Origin of the sequence: Streptomyces sp. NBC_01460 (assembly GCF_036227405.1) — a bacterium.
Lineage (GTDB): Bacteria > Actinomycetota > Actinomycetes > Streptomycetales > Streptomycetaceae > Streptomyces.
Genome location: NZ_CP109473.1, coordinates 7,473,539 through 7,489,192 on the forward strand (window position 1 = coordinate 7,473,539; position 15,654 = coordinate 7,489,192).

Here is a 15,654-nt window from a genome sequence, read left to right on the forward strand (position 1 = left end):
AAGTCTCCCGTCCCGTCAGCCCGCCGACGTCAGGCCCTTCAGGAACCTGGCCGCCACCGGCCCCGCGTCGGCGCCGCCGGAACCACCGTCCTCCAGCATCACGCACCACGCCAGGTCGCTGTCGCCCTGGTAGCCGATCATCCAGGCGTGGGTGCGCGGCGGCTTCTCGTCCCCGAACTCCGCGGTCCCGGTCTTGGCGTGGGGTTCCCCGGGGATCCCCGTCAGGGCGCTGCCCGCTCCGTACGTCACGGTCGCCCGCATCATGTCGCGCAGGTCGCCGGTGACCGACGGGTCGAGCCGCGCCGTCGCCTCGTGCTTCTTCTTGACCGCGTCCGGCACCAGGACCGGCTGCTTGAAGGAGCCCTCCTTCACCGTCGCCGCTATCGACGCCATCACCAGGGGCGAGGCCTGCACCCGGGCCTGGCCGATCGTGGACGCCGCGAGGTCGTTGTCCGAGGTGCTCACCGGGACGGAGCCGTCGTACGTCGAGTCGCCCACGTCCCAGACGCCGCCGATCCCGAACGCCTCCGCCGCGTCGTGCAGGGCGGAGCCGCCCGCCTTCGCGCGGTTCTGCACGAACATGGTGTTGCAGGACTTCGCGAAGGAGTCCTTGAAGGTCGATCCCGCCGGCAGCGTGAACTGGTTCTGGTTCTCGAACCGCTGCCCGTCGACGTGCGCGAACTTGGGGCACTCCACGACGTCGGCCGGCTTCACACCCGCCTTCAGCATCGCCGCCGCCGTCACCACCTTGAACGTCGACCCGGGCGGGTACTGCCCGGCCAGCGCCCGGTTCAGGCCTCCGGCCGGACGGTTGGAGACGGCCAGGATGTTGCCGGTCGAGGGCTCCACGGCGACCAGCGCCGCGTTCACCTTCAGCCCCTCCATGGCCGCCGCGGCGGCGCCCTGCACCTCGGGGTCGATGGTGGTCCTGACCGGTGTGCCCGGCTTCGCGGAGCTCTTGGTGAGGGACGCCTCGGCCTGGCCGGACTGCCGGTCGGCGATCACCACCTCACTGGTCGCCGCGCCCGCGCCGCCCCGTAACTGCTTGTCGTAGCGCGCTTCGAGACCGAAGGTGCCCTTGCCCTGTTCGTCGACCGAGCCGCGCAGCGAGGCCGCCTGGAGGTCGTCACCGTTCTTGTCGAGCACGGCGGCCCGCTCGGCCACCGTCTTCAGCGCGAGCGTCTGTCCGGGCTTCAGCCGGGGATGGATCATCGGGGAGCCGAACTCCACGGTCCACTGCTCCGCCTTCTTGGCCAGGGTCGCCTCGGACCCGTAGCTGAACAGCCCCACCGCGGGGACGGTGAACCGCGCGGTGTAGGGGACGGTCACCTCGCCCTTGTCGTTCTTCCTGCCGTCGCCCGCCGACAGCTCCGCCTTGGTGGGCTTCAGGTTCGTCATCACCGAGGTCAGCAGGGACTCGGCGTTCTCCGGCGAGTCGGAGAGGGCCGCGGCCTTCGCGGCCTCGCCCGCCGCCCACCCGTCGAGGAACGACTGGAGCCGCTCGGTGGCGGCGACCACCTCGGGGTCCCTCTCCGTCCCGTCACCGGACCAGGCCCGGTACCCCCACCAGCCCGCGCCCGCAGCCAGGACGACGGCCACCGCCACGCCGATCACCGGTCCTCTGCGTGGGCCGCGGCGCCCCGCGCGGTCATGACGTGCCATCTGCTGCAAGGTGGGGTCAGACACTTGGCGCTGTCTCCTCGTCCGCTGCGGATACCTCTCCCGTGACCGGACCGTCTCCGGCCATCCCTCCGACACGCTAACCGCTGCTCCCGGGCGATGGCGCACCACGGAGAGCGGCGGGAGAGTGAGCCGAGAGCGGCCGGCCGCGGGCAGCACGACGAGCGGACCGGTGGCGCCCCACATCGTCGGGGGGCGGCACCGGCCCGCCGGGGCCGTGAGGGCCCGTCAGACGCGCGGGGTGAAGGTCACCACGTCCCCCGCGCGTTCGCCGCCGGAGAGCTGACCGAAGCGGTCGGTACGGATGTAGACGCGGTGGAGCCACCGGTCCGCCCCGTCCCATCGCGGCGTGAACGGCGTACGAGCGTGCGTCGTACGGAAGTTGTCGATGATCAGGACGTCGCCGGGGACCAGGTACACGGCCTCGGTCACCTCGTCCAGCGCCTTGGACAGCGACTCCACGGCCTCGACGTCCCGCGGGTCCTCGGGCGCCAGCAGCTCCCGGTCGTAGCCGAGCAGCGGGTCGGCCGACTCGCCGTAGAGCGGCTTCACCTCGGCGATCGCGCCCGGGTCCTCGACGCCGCCGCGGAAGGCGACATCGACGCAGCAGGGCACCTTGCGGTCGAAGAGGTGACTGCGGAAGCCCTCCGGGACCAGCGGCAGTGCCTTGCGGATCGAACCGACCAGGGTCGCGGCTCTGCGTTCGTGGTCGGCACGGGAGCAGGCGAGCATCACGTAGTTGGGCTGGAGCCGGTGGTACGCCATCTCCGTGTGGAATTCGAGCAGGGTCTCGGAGGTCTCCGAGGACAGGTGGTGCGCCCCCGGGGAGGGGTACACGTCGTGGTACACGGTGCCGCTGCGCAGCTCCCCGTACCCGGTGTGCAGGCCGAGCCGGCGGCCGACGACGCCGAGCATCGCCTCCATGGTGAGCAGCGGGCGCTCCACCGGCGCCGGGGTGGACTCGGGGGTGGGCGGCAGCTGGTCCTGCGGCTCGACGGGCAGTCCGCGCAGCAGGAGGTACCCGTCCTCGTTGCCGGACCGGTTGAAGGCGTCGAGCGCCTCGGCGATCGACGCCGGGAGGTCGCCGGACGCCTCCTTGGCGGCCTCCAGGAAGGCCGGGAGGTCCGCGCGCGGCACCGCGGGCAGGCGCGCCGCGAGTTCCAGGAGTTCGTCGCGGAGTTCGGTGCAGTCGATGACGGTCACGCGTCGTTCCTTCCTTTGATGTGAGCGCGGGCGTACTGGTAGAGCAGCTCCGCGCCTATCTCGGTCGCCAGGACGGAGGTGATCCCGGCGTGGTCGTAGAGGGGCGAGACCTCCATGACGTCGAAGCCGACCGGCCTCAGCTCGCCGACACAGCGCAGCAGGGCCAGGACCTCGCGGGAGGACAGCCCGCCGGGCGCGGGGGTTCCGGTGCCCGGGGCGAAGGCCGGGTCGGCGACGTCGACGTCGACCGACACGTAGACGGGGCGGTCCCCGATCAGTTCCTGGATGAGGGCGTGCGTCCCGGCGACACCGGTCTCGACGAACTCGTCGGTGGTGACGACCCGCACCCCCTTGCCGCGGGCGTAGTCCAGCGAGTCCGGCTGGGGGTTGTGGCCCCGGATGCCGATCTGCACCGTGCGCCCGGGATCGATGAGCCCCTCGTCGATGCCGTGCCGGAACGGGGTTCCGTGGTGGAACTCCCCTCCGTAGAAAGCGGGGTTGGTGTCGGAGTGGGCGTCGAGGTGCACCACGGCGACGGGGCCGTGCTGCTCGGCCACGGCGCGCAGGGCCGCCAGGGTGAGGGAGTGGTCTCCGCCGAGCATCAGGAACGCGGCGTTGTCCTGGAGGATCCCGCGCAGATGGCGGTGGGCCGTCTCCATCGCGATGTGCATGTTGAACGGGGTGAGGTCGATGTCCCCGCCGTCCACGCAGTCGATGAGTTCGAAGGTGCCCGGTCCCCGGTCGATGCCCACCCCGTGGATCAGGCCGGACTCGTTGCGGATGGCGCGCGGGCCGAAGCGGGCACCCGGCCGGTAGCTGGTGCCCCCGTCGTAGGGGGCGCCGATGACGACGACGTCGCGGCCGCTGGGCTGCGGGTCGTGCGGCAGGCGCATGAAGGTGGGGATCTGCGCGTAGCGGGGCGAGATCGCGGTGTCGACACGTTCCACGACGTCATCCCTCCTGTCGGTAGGGCCGCGGGCGGCCGGGGCGGGGGCTGAGGCGGTTCACTCGCTCTCCTTCAGCCGTGCGGACACCCGTTGCACGGCGTCGGCGGTGCTCACCTCGGCGGGTGGCAGGCCCTCGACGACCACCCGGTCGAAGATCTCCCGCACCACCAGCGACTTGGCCCGGTGGATGTCGGCCTCCGGCACCCCGGCGTCCATGAGGAGGAGGCTGAAGGACGACGTCGTCCCCGACCCCTCGTGCACGCCGAGCTTCGGCCGGGTGACCGTCTCGTGCGGCAGCAGGGCGCTCATCGCCTCGCGCAGGACCCATTTGTCGCGGCCGTGGCGGCGTTTCAGCCCGGCCTCCAGGGGCACCAGCAGGTCCAGCACGTCGCGGTCCCAGTACGGATGGGTCGACCAGTGGCCCTGGATGCCGGAGAGCACAGGGGTCATCTCGTTGAGCCCGTCGAAGGTGGCCATGTCGTACGCCACGGCCGTGTCGAGCTGGGGCAGCCGGTCCTCGCGGTGCATGCCGGCGAGCGGGATGTCGGCCCCGTAACCGGTGAGGATGCGGCGGGCGGGCCCGTCGAGCGCCCGGTACAGGGCGGTGAGCGGCAGCAGGTACTCGATGATGTCCGGGTCGACGGACTCGGACGCCCAGATCGCGTACGGGAGCTGGCCGAGCAGGTCGGCCGTGGGGACGGTGATCTCCCGGTGGGCGGAGCCCAGGTGGGTGGCGACCACGCGTGCCTCGGTGAACTCGTCCGAGGTGTCGGTGCCCATGGACAGCGTGTCCAGAGGGCCGTCGGTGTGTGCGGCGGCGAGGGCGGCGACGCCGGAAGAATCGATTCCTCCGGAGAGCACCACCAGCGGGGTGGTGCTGCCCGCGCGGGCCCGGACGGCCCGTTCGAGCGTCTCACGCACGGCGTCGGCGGCCTCCGCCTCGGGCAGGATCCGCCGGGACACCGGCGGGGTCCAGGTCCGGGAGGGCACGGCGGTGCCCGTGCGGACGTCGATGTCCAGGACCGTGCCGGCGGGGACCTGGTGGACGCCGGGCACCCGGCGTACCCGGCGCGCTTCGGCGACGGGCCGCCCGGACGGCGGGGCCTGGGCCGTCGCCGGGACGAGGGCCTTGATCTCGGTGGCGGCGAGGACCCGGCCGGGCGCCGGAAGGGTGTAGAGCGGGACGGAGCCCGCGTGGTCGGTGGCCAGGAGCACCCGGTCGCCGAGGGCGGCGGCCGCCGCGAACCGGCCGTTGAGCAGCCGGAAGGCGTGCAGGTCGTAGACGCCCAGCAGGGCGAGCAGGATCTGCGCGTCCGTGCGGGCGTCCGTGCCGGCCGGGAGGAGGGTGAGCAGTTCCTCCCGGTTGTAGAGCTCGCCGGCCAGGACGAGCGCCGTGTCCCCGGATCGGGCCACGGCGTCCCCGGCCGAACCCGCGTGCACGAGTACGGCGTTCAGGGTCTGGGTACGGAGGGCTTCGGCCACGGTTTCGTGGGAGCCCCGGGTGGCGAAGACGGGCCGGGGCCCCCGGTCCCCGCCCAACTGGGCGGAGACCAGGAACCCCGTGGCCGCGGGGAGTGTGTGCGCCATGATCAGATGCTCAGGGCACCGAAGCCGCCGGAGGTGAAGTCGTAGTTCACCGGGACCTCGATCAGGAACGGGTGGCCGAGTTCGGCTCCCTTGCGCAGGGCAGCGAGCAGCTCCTCGCGGGAGCCGGCCTTGACGGCCTCGACACCGTTGGCGCGGGCGAGCTCGGTGAAGTCGACCCCGGTGAACTTGACGGCCGGGTCGTGGGAGCGCTGGTGGCCGAGGTTCTGGTAGAGCTCGATCAGCCCGTTGGTGTCGTTGTTGACGACGACCGTCACGATGGGCAGGTCGAGCCGGGCGATGGTCTCCAGGTCGGCGCTGTTGGAGTGGAAGCCGCCGTCGCCCGCGATGAGGAAGGTGGGCTGGCCGGGGCGGGCCATCTGGGCGCCGATCGCCGCGGGGATGCCGTAGCCGAAGCTGGAGCAGCCGGCCGAGGTGAGGAAGCCGAAGGGCTGGTCGGCGCGGGCGAACAGCACCCCGTAGTGCCGGAAGAAGCCGATGTCGGAGACGATCGTGCCCTCACCCGCGGCGGCGGTCTCCTCCATCACCGTGTTCATGGAGTCCATCACCTGGTGGACCCGCATGCCGTCCTCGTACTCGGTGGGGTCGGCCAGGAACTCGGCGACGCGCTCACGCAGCGGGGTGATGTCGTGCGGGGTCTTCTTGGCGACGTCCGCGGTGGCGGCGTCCAGGTGCTCGACGAAGGCCAGCACATCGGTGACCACGTCGATGTCCGGGCGGTAGACCCGGGGGATCGGGTTGACGGTCGGGGAGACGCGGACGGTCGTCTTCTCGCCGCCGCGGTCCCACATCGAGGGACGCAGGTCCTCGGCGTAGTCGTACCCGAGGGTCACGACGACGTCGGCCGGGCCGAAGAGGGTCTCCAGGGCCGGGAAGGAGAGGATGCCGTCCATGTAGCCGGTGACGGCGCCGTAGTTGAGGTGGTGGCCGTGCGGCAGGACGCCCTTGGCGATGTACGTCGTGATGACCGGGACGTCCAGGCGCTCGGCCAGGGCCCGGATGGCGGGGACGGCGCCGGAGCGGATGGCCGCGGCTCCGACCACGAACACCGGGTGCTCGGCACCCGCGACCAGGGCGGCGGCCTCGTCGGCGGTGGCCTCCCAGCCGGCCTCGACGGCGCCGACCGGCTTGGCCGGGGTCCGCGCCGCCGGGTGGGTGATCGAGGCGTCGATGTCGGCGCCGAGCAGGTCGACGGGGACGGAGATGAAGCTGGGGCCGACGGGCTCGGTCATCGCGGCGGCGACGGCGGAGTCCACCAGGTCGGTGATCTCGTCGGGGCGCTGGAGCTCGACGGCGTACTTCGTCATGGGGCGCATGACGGCGACCGAGTCCAGGCACTGGTGCGTGTCGTTGGGGAAGATGTCGTGCGACTCGGACTGGGCGGCCAGCGCGATGACGGGCGAGCGGTCCAGGATCGAGGTCGCCACGCCGGTGGCGAGGTTCGTCATACCGGGGCCGAGCGTGGCCCAGCAGGCCTGCGGCCGGCCGGTGATGCGGGCCAGGACGTCGGCGGCGACACCTGCGGTGAACTCGTGCCGGGTGAGGACGAAGTCGATCCCCGGTGCCTCGTCGAAGAGGATCGAGGCGGCTTCGCGGCCCACGACGCCGAACACGGTCTCCACTCCGTGCTCGTGAAGACGCTTGAGCAGTGCGTGTGCGGCCGTCGGGTTGCCACTGGGCTTGGTCGAAACACGGGACATACGGCGTCGTCTCCAGGATGTCGACGGGAAGCGGAATGCCGTCACCGTGCCGGTGGGCTCTCTCCACCGCCTCTCCAGCGCCTATCCGACCGCTCTGTAGTGCACTTCGAGGGGGCCCGGCGGCCGGTTCGGGGCCGTTCGGGCCATGGGACCGCGCCACGTGTGATAGATGAATAGGCATACGAGACAACGCATAATGACATCACAGAGGAAGAAGGCGATCATGACGCGTACGACCACTCAGGAGCCCGCCGGGTTCGTGGTGCACACCGCTCCGGTGGGGCTCTCGGACGATGGGCGGGACGACTTCACCGTGCTGGCCTCGACCGTGCCCACGCAGGTCAGCGCGGTGTTCACCAAGTCCCGCTTCTCCGGCCCGAGCGTGGTGCTCAGCCGGGCGGCTGCGGCCGACGGACAGGCGCGCGGTGTCGTCGTCGTCGCCCGGAACGCCAATGTCGCCACCGGGCCGGAGGGTGAGAGCAACGCCCGCGAGGTGCGCGACTCGGTGGCGGCCGCCACCGGGCTCTCCGCGGACGAACTGCTGATCGCCTCCACCGGCGTGATCGGTCTCCAGTACCCGATGGAGCAGATCCGGACGCACATCAAGACGCTCTCCTGGCCCTTCCCCGAGGGCGGGTTCGACCGGGCGGCGCGGGCCATCATGACGACCGACACCCGGCCCAAGGAGGTCAGGGTGCGGTGCGGCGGGGCGACGCTCGTCGGCATCGCCAAGGGGGTGGGGATGCTGGAGCCCGACATGGCGACCCTGCTGACCTTCTTCGCCACCGACGCCCGGCTGCCCCAGGACGCACAGGACCGGATCTTCCGCAGCGTCATGGACCGGACGTTCAACGCGGTGTCCATCGACACCGACACCTCGACGAGCGACACGGCCGTCCTGTTCGCCAACGGGCTGGCCGGCGACGTGGATCCGGCGGAGTTCGAGGAGGCGCTGCACGAAGTGGCCCTGGCCCTGGTGAAGAACATCGCCTCCGACGGTGAGGGTGCCAGCAAGCTCATCGAGGTGCGGGTCACCGGGGCCCGGGACACGGCGCAGGCCAAGCGCGTCGGCAAGACCGTGGTCAACTCGCCCCTGGTCAAGACCGCCGTGCACGGCAGCGACCCCAACTGGGGCCGGGTGAACATGGCGATCGGCAAGTGCACCGACGACACCGACATCCTCCCGGAGAACGTCACCGTCCGGTTCGGCGGGACCCTGGTCTATCCGCAGAGCTCCGACGGCCCCGGTGACACCGAGCTGCGGGCGACGGTCGCCGAGCACATGCGCGGCAGCGAGGTCCTGATCGGCATCGGACTGGGCATCGGCGAGGGGGAGTTCACCGTCTACGGCTGCGACCTGACGGAGGGATACGTCCGGCTGAACTCCGAGTACACCACCTGATCCGCCACACCCCGCCCCGCCGCTGACTCAAATGTGCCGCCTCACCGCCTCCGCTCCGTAGGGTGACGTGTGATCAGCACAACGTGAACGAGGTGGCGCATGGGTCAGTCGCGAAGGTCGGTTCTCCAGGGCGCGTTGGGCGCGGGGGCGGCGGGGCTGCTGGTCGGGGGCGCCGCCCCGCTGCCGGCCGCGTACGCCCGGCGCGGGCCGAAGGGCACCTCGCTCGGTCTGCGCTGGCTGGGTGTGGCCGGATGGGAGCTGTCCTTCGCCGGCCGCAGTGTGCTCTTCGACCCCTATCTGAGCCGGATGCCGTACGCCGACGAGAACGGCGCCCTCGACCCGGCGCTGCCGCTGCGCCTGGACCCGGAGGCGGTGGAACGCGTCGCGGAGGAGGCGCTGACCGGGGTGCCCGAGCTGATCCTGATCAGCCATGGGCACTTCGATCATCTCGCCGACGTGCCGCATCTGCTGGCGAGGCCGGGCTGGGGCGGCCGGCGCGTCCGGACGCTCTGCGACACGACGTCACGGCACCTCCTGGCGGCGATGGGCACCCCGGCGCACCGTATGGCGGACGTGGTGGCGGTGAACGGGGGCGACCACCTCCAGTTCGAGGGCTACAGCGTGGAGGTGTTCCGCAGTCTGCACAGCAGGCAGCAGGACTACTCGTCCTTCGCCGCCGGGACACGGGACGAGGTCCCCCCGCGGCCCCGGACCCTGGGCGATCTCGTCGAGGGGCAGACGCTGGCCTTCCAGGTCTCGGTCGAGGGCGGCCCGTCCGTCCTTCTGACCGGTACCAGTAACGTCGCGGAACGGGAACTCGTGGGCGCGCGGCCCGATGTGGCGGTGATCGGGATGAGCGGCCACGCCGCCGTCCACGGCTACCCGGACCGGCTGCTGGCCGCGCTGGGGGCGCCGTCCGTGCTCCTGCCCTGCCATCACGACGACATGGTGACCCCGCTGGGTGACTCGGGCATCTTCCGCACCGCGTCCTCCGACGCGGTGACGGCGCTGGCGCGGGCCGCTGAGCGGAACTCCCCGGACGGCGGTGCGCGTGTGCTGGCGCCCCGGCACCTGGAGCTGCTCGACCTCACCTGACGCCCGGTGGCCCGAGCTCGCGGGAAGCCCGGTGGCCGCATCCGGCTCGTCCTCGGATGCCGCTCCAGTCCGGAGAATTCAGAGTGGTCAAGCCGTCCGGCCTGGTGAACCGGACGTCCGTTTCACCACGTCGGCCCTCGTGGACCGGGCACGCCGTCTCCGCGACGTACGGTTTGCGCCATCACTGGACTAGACCAGTGAAGTGGCGGTTCCGAGTCCGGATAGGTGCGCTGGGTAACCTCGCTCTCCATGCATGATCCCCATGTTCTTCACGGCGGAGGCACATCTTCCGCCGGGACTTGACGTAGCGGGGGTCGTGCGCCGCCGTGCCCCGGCCGTCTCCGGCGCCGGTGATTACTCCCTGCCATTCACGATCTTGCAGGCCAGGCCGCTCGGCCCCGGCATCGTTATCCCGCGTTTTCCCCAGGCGGGTTTTCGCTCCCCTCGGCACGACAGTTTTCAGCCGCACCCATCCGGGCGTCGTTGACGAGGCATGGATGGCTGATTACTGTCCCGACTCGATAGGACAGGGCCCCGCTACGCGCGTAGTGGCCGAAGCCTGACCACTGCTTTCGCTTCATTGACCAGCGCATTCACACTGTTGCGTGCGAAAATTTCAGCAGTTCATGGTGGGGGAAGTCAGCCATGGACAGGCAGAACGGGAGAATCCCTATGGTCGGCGTGCAGATTCGTATATTGGGTCCGGTCTCCATGTTTTACCGAAATGGGGCGGTGCCTCTCGCCGGGCAACGACAGCTCCGGGTCATCGCCGCCCTCGCACTTGTGTCGGGCAGAGCCGTCAGTACGCCCGAACTCATCGGCCATCTGTGGGGTGAAAACCCTCCCAGGACCGCCCCGGGCCAGCTGCAGACCAGTGTGTGGATGATCCGCCGCTCGCTGGCCGCGGCCGGCGTGCCGCAGGAGACCGTCCTGTCGACGGCTTCCGGTTACCAGCTGGACCCCGCCCACTGCGAGATCGACAGCGATATCTTCCGGTGCAACGTGGCGGCGTCGAAGAAGCTGGTACGTGCAGGCCACAAGGAGGAGGCGCTGGAGCGGGTCAAGGACGCCCTCTCCCTCTGGAGGGGTCCGGCTCTGGCCACGATTTCGAGCAGTGCCCTGCAGACCCGTGCGGCCCGGCTGGAGGAAGAGCGCGTCGCCGCCCTTCAACAGCGCATTTGCCTGGAAATAACGCTGGGCGAATACGAGGAGGCCATTGGGGAACTGACCGACCTCATAGTCCTTCACCCGCTCCGGGAGGAGCTGTACGCCCATTTGATGCAGGCGCTCTATCTGTCCGGTCGCCAGGCCGACGCGCTCGCCGTCTTCCGGAGGGCACGGAACACGCTGACCGACGAGCTGGGAATCGACCCCGGCCCCCGGCTGACCACGCTGGAGCGGGCGATCCTCCGTCAGGACGCCGACATGCTCGCGGCCGTGCCGGGCATGGCCCGGCGCTGACCCCGGCCCCGCACACGCCTGACGCGCTCCCCGGCTGCCGTGCCGGGGAGCGCGTCGGTGTGTCAGGAGGCGAATCCCGTCCAGGCGACGGCCGCGGCGCCTCCCAGCACGATCACCTGGACCACCGCGGCGGTCCAGGCCCGTACGGCGACGGCGACGCCGCCGGAGACCAGCAGGACGACCAGGCAGACCAGTGCGGCCCGCGAGGCCTCACGGCCGGCCGCGGCCCGGTCCGGACTGCCCGTCAGGCCCCCTGAGACGACCACCCCGAAGAGCAGGACCGCCAGCAGGACGGCGTCCAGCAGGAGCAGCAGCACGGCCGCCCCGAGATCACCGCGGCGGGAGACCCGTCGCATCGCTCACCCCTTCCGGTGGCCCTCCCCTCCACGTGGAGGGGAGGGCCTGTCGGGTGTCCGGGTCAGAGACCCATGCCCTGCATCGTCCGCTCCAGGGAGTCCGCGTACAGCCGGGCTCCTCCGACCTTCGGGTGGAAGGACTGTGCCGAGGCGCCGAGTTGCAGGATCGGCCAGTCGATCGCCGGCTCGTCGCTCTCCACCAGGTCCAGCACGATGCCGTTGACCTGCTCGGGGTCACCACAGACGGCCTTGCCCGCGAAGTTCTGGGCGGGGTTGGAGTACCAGGCCTTGGTTCCGGTGGCCTTGGCGTCGTTCACGGCGCCCTGCATCTCGGTGGCGAGGGTGCCGGCCATGCTGTTCAGCCAGGGTGCCTCCTCGGTGCCGACGCCGATGACGCACTGCCCCGACCTCTCCAGCAGCGGGGGGTAGCCCATCAGGACGATCTTGGCGTTGGGCGCCTTGGCCTGGATCTTCTTCAGCGCTGTCGTGATGGCAGGCCGCACCCGCTCCTTCGCCAGGCGCTCGGCCGCGACTCCGACGGTGAGCCCCTGGTAGGCCGCGTCGTCCGTATGGTCGTCGTCGTCGTCGAACGTCTGGTTCTGGCACAGCGTCGGCCAGCCGATGCCGCCGAAGATGCACTTCTGGATGATGTAGGCGAACCGGGCGTCGTTGCCGCCGATGGACAGGGTCACCAGCGTGGTGTTCTGGTCGAGGTACCCCTTGGAGAGCTGCGGCAGCTCCCCGTTCTCGCCGACGTCGGCGATGTTGTACGTACGAGCGCCGGAGCAGGCGATCAGGTGGTAGTCCATGGCCGCGGACCGGTTGTCGTCCATCGATCCCACGGACGCCGAGCGTCCCGGGATCGTGGCCTGGCGGGACCACGCCTTGGTCGAGCGGTGGCAGGCGTTGCGGGTCGAAGGGTTGCTGGTGTCCCGGTAGTTGGTCTCCTTGTAGTAGTCGACGCCGCCGGCGGCCGAGGCGCCCTCACCCGAGGAGTAGGAGTCGCCCATCGCGACGACCATGTCCTTGGGCTTGGCCGACAGCGGCTGGAAGCCCGCCGCGTCCCACGCGACGTCCTCGGACCCGCTGCCGTCGGCCGCATGCGTGGAGAGCGAGACCTTCGGGGTGGAGGTGAACTGGAACACCCCGAGGGAGACCCACTTGTTCGCCCCGACGCGCTGTGGCGTCACGCGCACCGGGCTGGTGCTGTTGGTCCCCAGGACGGTGTACGAGGCCTGCCGGGTGTGGGCTCCGTGATCGGGGAGGTGCACCCAGACCCGGGCCCAGCCGGTCATGCCGTTGGTGAGTGTCCAGGTGCCGGTGGTCTTCATCCGGGCGCCCTCGGTGGTCGCCTGGTTCCTGGTGTGCCCGAACCAGAAGTGGTTGCCGTACCCGGCCCCGATCTGATGGGTGTCGATCTTGCCCGGGTAGTTGGCCCCGTCCGCGGTGAAGGTGAAGCCGAAGGTGCCGGGCGAGGTCGTCGCGCCGCAACTGCGCGCCGATGAGCCGGTCGGTGTGACCCCGGAGGCCACGTCGTCGATCACGTACGTCCCGGAGGGCAGGCCGCTGGAGCACCGGGGCGGGTAGGCGTTGCCGTCCGGCTGTTCCGGATAGGTGGCGTCGAAGCGGTGCAGCGCGTATCCGCAGGCGCCGCCCGCACAGCTCTTCCAGCTGGTCTTCTTGTTCCACCAGCAGTGCAGGTAGAACTCGTCGGCCGGGTTGTTGAGCTGGCATGCCCCGTTCGTGTCGGTGTCACCCTCCTTGATCTTGCTCGGGTCGCAGTTGTTGGAGCTGTCGCAGAACTGTCCGACCGGCGGCTTGGCCCGCGTCCGCTGGTCCGTGGCGGTCCACCAGGCGGCGCGGTAGCCGGGCTGGTAGTCACCGGGGGCGAACATCGCGGAGATGGGGCGGGCGGCCCAGCCGATCACCTTCTCCTGGTAGGGCCAGTCCTGCGGGTGCGCGGCGTGCGAGTAGTCGTCGGAGCCGGCGGCACTCTCCAGGAAGGGGGTGCGGTTGGCCTTCCAGATCGCGTTGGCCGGGTTGTTCGTGTAGCCGACGCCCCAGTGACCGCCGTGCGATCCGGCGGTGGACTGCGGGTAGAAGCCGGTGTTGTACGCCCAGAGCGCGAAGAACCAGTTCTCGATGTACCCCGGTCCACCGTCGTTGACGGTCATCCCGGCGCTGTACGTCTGATTCCACTTGTCGACGAGGATGTTGACGCCCGCGGCGATGTTGGCGGTGTAGTCGAGCGCGACGGCCTCCTGCTTCTGCACGGAGAGCGCCGTCTCGCCGGGCTTCTCGTGCCCGGCCTTACGCATGCCGTCGGTCACCTGGACGATGCCGTAACCGCAGTCCGCGGAAGCCCAGTTGATGGCCCACGGGTCCGGGGTCTGGCCGTCGGAACCGTGGCTGATGCCGTAGTAGTTGCCGATCAGCGTGTTCGCCGTGACACCCGGTACGGCGAAGCGGGTGGCCTGCCACATGTTGGATTCCTGGGCGGTGACGCCCAGCATCACCTGCGCGGGAATGTGGTACTCGTCGGCCGCGTCGGGCGTTCCGTTGGGGTCGCCCGCCATGGTCTTGAGGGGGAAGAGGGACTGCGGCTGGTAGGCCGACATCCCGGTGTTCTTCCAGTTGGCCGCGCGGGAGACGTGCGCGTTGAGCTTCCCGACCACGGCCTGGTCCACGGCCCACTCGACCTGGCGCGGGGTGGGCTGGAAGGCCTGCTTCTTGACGTCGCCGCGCGGGACGGAGCAGTAGCGCTCGTCCTCGACGGGGTTGGTCGGTGAGGCGGCGGCGAGCTTCGGGGAGGCGTCACCGGTGCCGGAGGTGAGTGCCGGGGAGGTGGCGAGCCCGGCCGCCGTCTTCGCGGTCGAGCCCACCGTGGTCCCGGGCAGGGAGTCCAGGGTGACGGTGCGTCCGGTGTCCAGGATCTTCATCTCGGTCCGGGCGGCCCGTGCCGACGCGGCCTCCTGCGGGGAGATCCGGGAGTCCTTGCCGTCGGCCCACGCGGTGGTGACGGCCGCCTCGCCCTTCGTGGACAGGACGGCGTCCTTGGCCACTCCCGCGGGCATGCGCACGGACGCGGGCAGGGTGCCGGCGGCCTTGGCCTCGCCGGTGACGTACACCGTGCCGGTGCCGGCGGAGCGGGCCAGGTCGAAGTCGGTGAGAGCGCCGGTGGCCAGGCGCCGGGTGGTGCCGGCGGCCTTGGCGGAGCCGAGGAGCGCGGCCGGGGCGCGCCGGACCTCGGCCGGCTCCGCGGCGGTCTTCGCGGCACCGGCGGGGGCGCCGGGCCGGTCGATGTAGACGACGGAGCCGTCCGAGGCGGCCGTGAGCTGGAAGGGCGTGGCGCTGGTGCGGGCGGCGACGCGCACGGCGCCGGAGGAGGCGACCTTGACCAGGCGGGCGCCCTGAGCGGCGGCGTAGCCGTCGTCGCCGAGGGGCACGGCGGAGGTGACCTGGCCGGGCAGGGTCAGTGGCTTCGCCGCCTTGCCGCTCGCGGTGTCGACGCCGACGAGGCGGGTCTCGTTCCGCTCCGAGTCGTCGTCGGAGAACTGGGAGAAGACCGCCTTCTCGCCGGTGCCGCAGCCGGGGGAGAAGTAGCTCAGGCTGGACTGGACGGGGAGCTTGGTGACGGCTCCGGTCGTCAGGTCGACGACCGCGGTGAAGGCCCCGCGGGTCAGCAGCGCGGGCTTGTTGGTGAAGGTACGGGGCGCGTAGGTGACGGCGGCGCGCTTGCCGGAGGCGGTGAGGCAGGCGTTGCCGATCCAGGTGTCCGTGTCGAAACCGGGTTCGGACAGGGTGGCCGCGGTGCGCCAGTGGTACCCGTCCTCGGCGGCGGCGACCATGACGTGGAATCCCGTGGCGTCGCCCGAGGTGGTCCAGGCCAGGTCGTCGGAGGTGCGGTAGCCGGAACCGAGCTTCTCCGCACGGTCACCTGCGGGTACGGCCTCGGGGAGTTCGGCGGGGCCGGGCTTCGCGGCGTCCGCCTCGTCCTTCTGGGACCACCCCTGGGCGGCGCCCGGGGGAGGGGTGGGGGCGGTCTCGGCCATCGACACCGACGGGTAGCCCGCCAGCAACGCGGTCGCGGCCACGGTAATGACAGGTATATGCCAATTCCTTCTTCGGGGCATGCTCTTCTCGCCTCTCGTACGGACACCCGGATCGCGCGTGGGGGAAAGCGGGCGTCCGCTTCGCGCGTGGGG

10 protein-coding genes are annotated in these 15,654 nt (G+C 71.0%); 3 read left to right on the top strand and 7 right to left on the bottom strand.

Annotation, left to right across the window (positions count from 1 at the left end; all coding sequences use genetic code 11):
• Nucleotides 1-15 precede the first annotated feature (15 nt).
• From OG488_RS33555 to OG488_RS33575, 5 genes are all read right to left on the bottom strand, one after another.
• Nucleotides 16-1,662 carry a penicillin-binding transpeptidase domain-containing protein gene (locus OG488_RS33555; protein WP_329236085.1) on the bottom strand — a complete coding sequence of 549 codons (1,647 nt, stop codon included), beginning with the start codon at nt 1,660-1,662 and terminating at the stop codon, nt 16-18.
• Nucleotides 1,663-1,908: 246 nt separating this feature from the next.
• Nucleotides 1,909-2,883, bottom strand: a complete 975-nt coding sequence (cs1, locus tag OG488_RS33560) for a clavaminate synthase Cs1 (RefSeq protein ID WP_329236087.1) — start codon at nt 2,881-2,883, stop codon at nt 1,909-1,911.
• Nucleotides 2,880-3,830, bottom strand: a complete 951-nt coding sequence (speB, locus tag OG488_RS33565; protein ID WP_329236089.1) for an agmatinase — start codon at nt 3,828-3,830, stop codon at nt 2,880-2,882. The genes cs1 and speB overlap by 4 nt, the downstream gene beginning before the upstream one ends.
• Before the next feature lie 57 nt (nt 3,831-3,887).
• Entirely contained in the window at nt 3,888-5,420 is a 1,533-nt protein-coding gene (locus OG488_RS33570) for an asparagine synthase-related protein (RefSeq protein WP_329239189.1), read from the bottom strand.
• A complete protein-coding gene (locus tag OG488_RS33575) occupies nt 5,420-7,135 on the bottom strand; it encodes a thiamine pyrophosphate-binding protein (RefSeq protein ID WP_329236091.1) in 1,716 nt (571 codons plus the stop codon). Before OG488_RS33575 ends, OG488_RS33570 begins: the two co-directional genes overlap by 1 nt.
• 223 nt (nt 7,136-7,358) lie before the next feature.
• On the opposite strand from OG488_RS33575, the gene argJ reads away from it, so the two are divergent.
• The 3 genes from argJ to OG488_RS33590 all read left to right on the top strand — a co-directional run bounded on the left by argJ (nt 7,359) and on the right by OG488_RS33590 (nt 11,093).
• Nucleotides 7,359-8,537: a bifunctional glutamate N-acetyltransferase/amino-acid acetyltransferase ArgJ gene (argJ, locus tag OG488_RS33580; protein ID WP_329236093.1), complete on the top strand. Its 1,179-nt coding sequence runs from the start codon at nt 7,359-7,361 to the stop codon at nt 8,535-8,537.
• Between the two features lie 99 nt (nt 8,538-8,636).
• Nucleotides 8,637-9,632 carry an MBL fold metallo-hydrolase gene (locus tag OG488_RS33585; protein ID WP_329236095.1) on the top strand — a complete coding sequence of 332 codons (996 nt, stop codon included), beginning with the start codon at nt 8,637-8,639 and terminating at the stop codon, nt 9,630-9,632.
• A gap of 645 nt (nt 9,633-10,277) precedes the next feature.
• Complete coding sequence (locus OG488_RS33590) at nt 10,278-11,093, top strand: AfsR/SARP family transcriptional regulator (protein ID WP_329236097.1); 816 nt, start codon at nt 10,278-10,280, stop codon at nt 11,091-11,093.
• 62 nt (nt 11,094-11,155) lie between these two features.
• On the opposite strand, the gene OG488_RS33595 is transcribed toward OG488_RS33590, so the two are convergent.
• Together OG488_RS33595 and OG488_RS33600 are read right to left on the bottom strand one after the other, a co-directional pair.
• Entirely contained in the window at nt 11,156-11,449 is a 294-nt protein-coding gene (locus tag OG488_RS33595) for a transporter (RefSeq protein WP_329236098.1), read from the bottom strand.
• Between the two features lie 62 nt (nt 11,450-11,511).
• On the bottom strand, nt 11,512-15,582 hold the full coding sequence (locus tag OG488_RS33600) for a golvesin C-terminal-like domain-containing protein (protein WP_406465760.1): 4,071 nt from the start codon (nt 15,580-15,582) through the stop codon (nt 11,512-11,514).
• Nucleotides 15,583-15,654: the final 72 nt, after the last annotated feature.

Bases quoted from the DNA above. Each gene is read 5' to 3' on its own strand.
- OG488_RS33575 (WP_329236091.1), bottom strand. From the start codon at position 7,135: ATGTCCCGTGTTTCGACCAAGCCCAGTGGCAACCCGACGGCCGCACAC.
- OG488_RS33600 (WP_406465760.1), bottom strand. From the start codon at position 15,582: ATGCCCCGAAGAAGGAATTGGCATATACCTGTCATTACCGTGGCCGCG.
- OG488_RS33555 (WP_329236085.1), bottom strand. From the start codon at position 1,662: ATGGCACGTCATGACCGCGCGGGGCGCCGCGGCCCACGCAGAGGACCG.
- argJ (WP_329236093.1), top strand. From the start codon at position 7,359: ATGACGCGTACGACCACTCAGGAGCCCGCCGGGTTCGTGGTGCACACC.
- OG488_RS33590 (WP_329236097.1), top strand. From the start codon at position 10,278: ATGGACAGGCAGAACGGGAGAATCCCTATGGTCGGCGTGCAGATTCGT.
- OG488_RS33595 (WP_329236098.1), bottom strand. From the start codon at position 11,449: ATGCGACGGGTCTCCCGCCGCGGTGATCTCGGGGCGGCCGTGCTGCTG.
- OG488_RS33585 (WP_329236095.1), top strand. From the start codon at position 8,637: ATGGGTCAGTCGCGAAGGTCGGTTCTCCAGGGCGCGTTGGGCGCGGGG.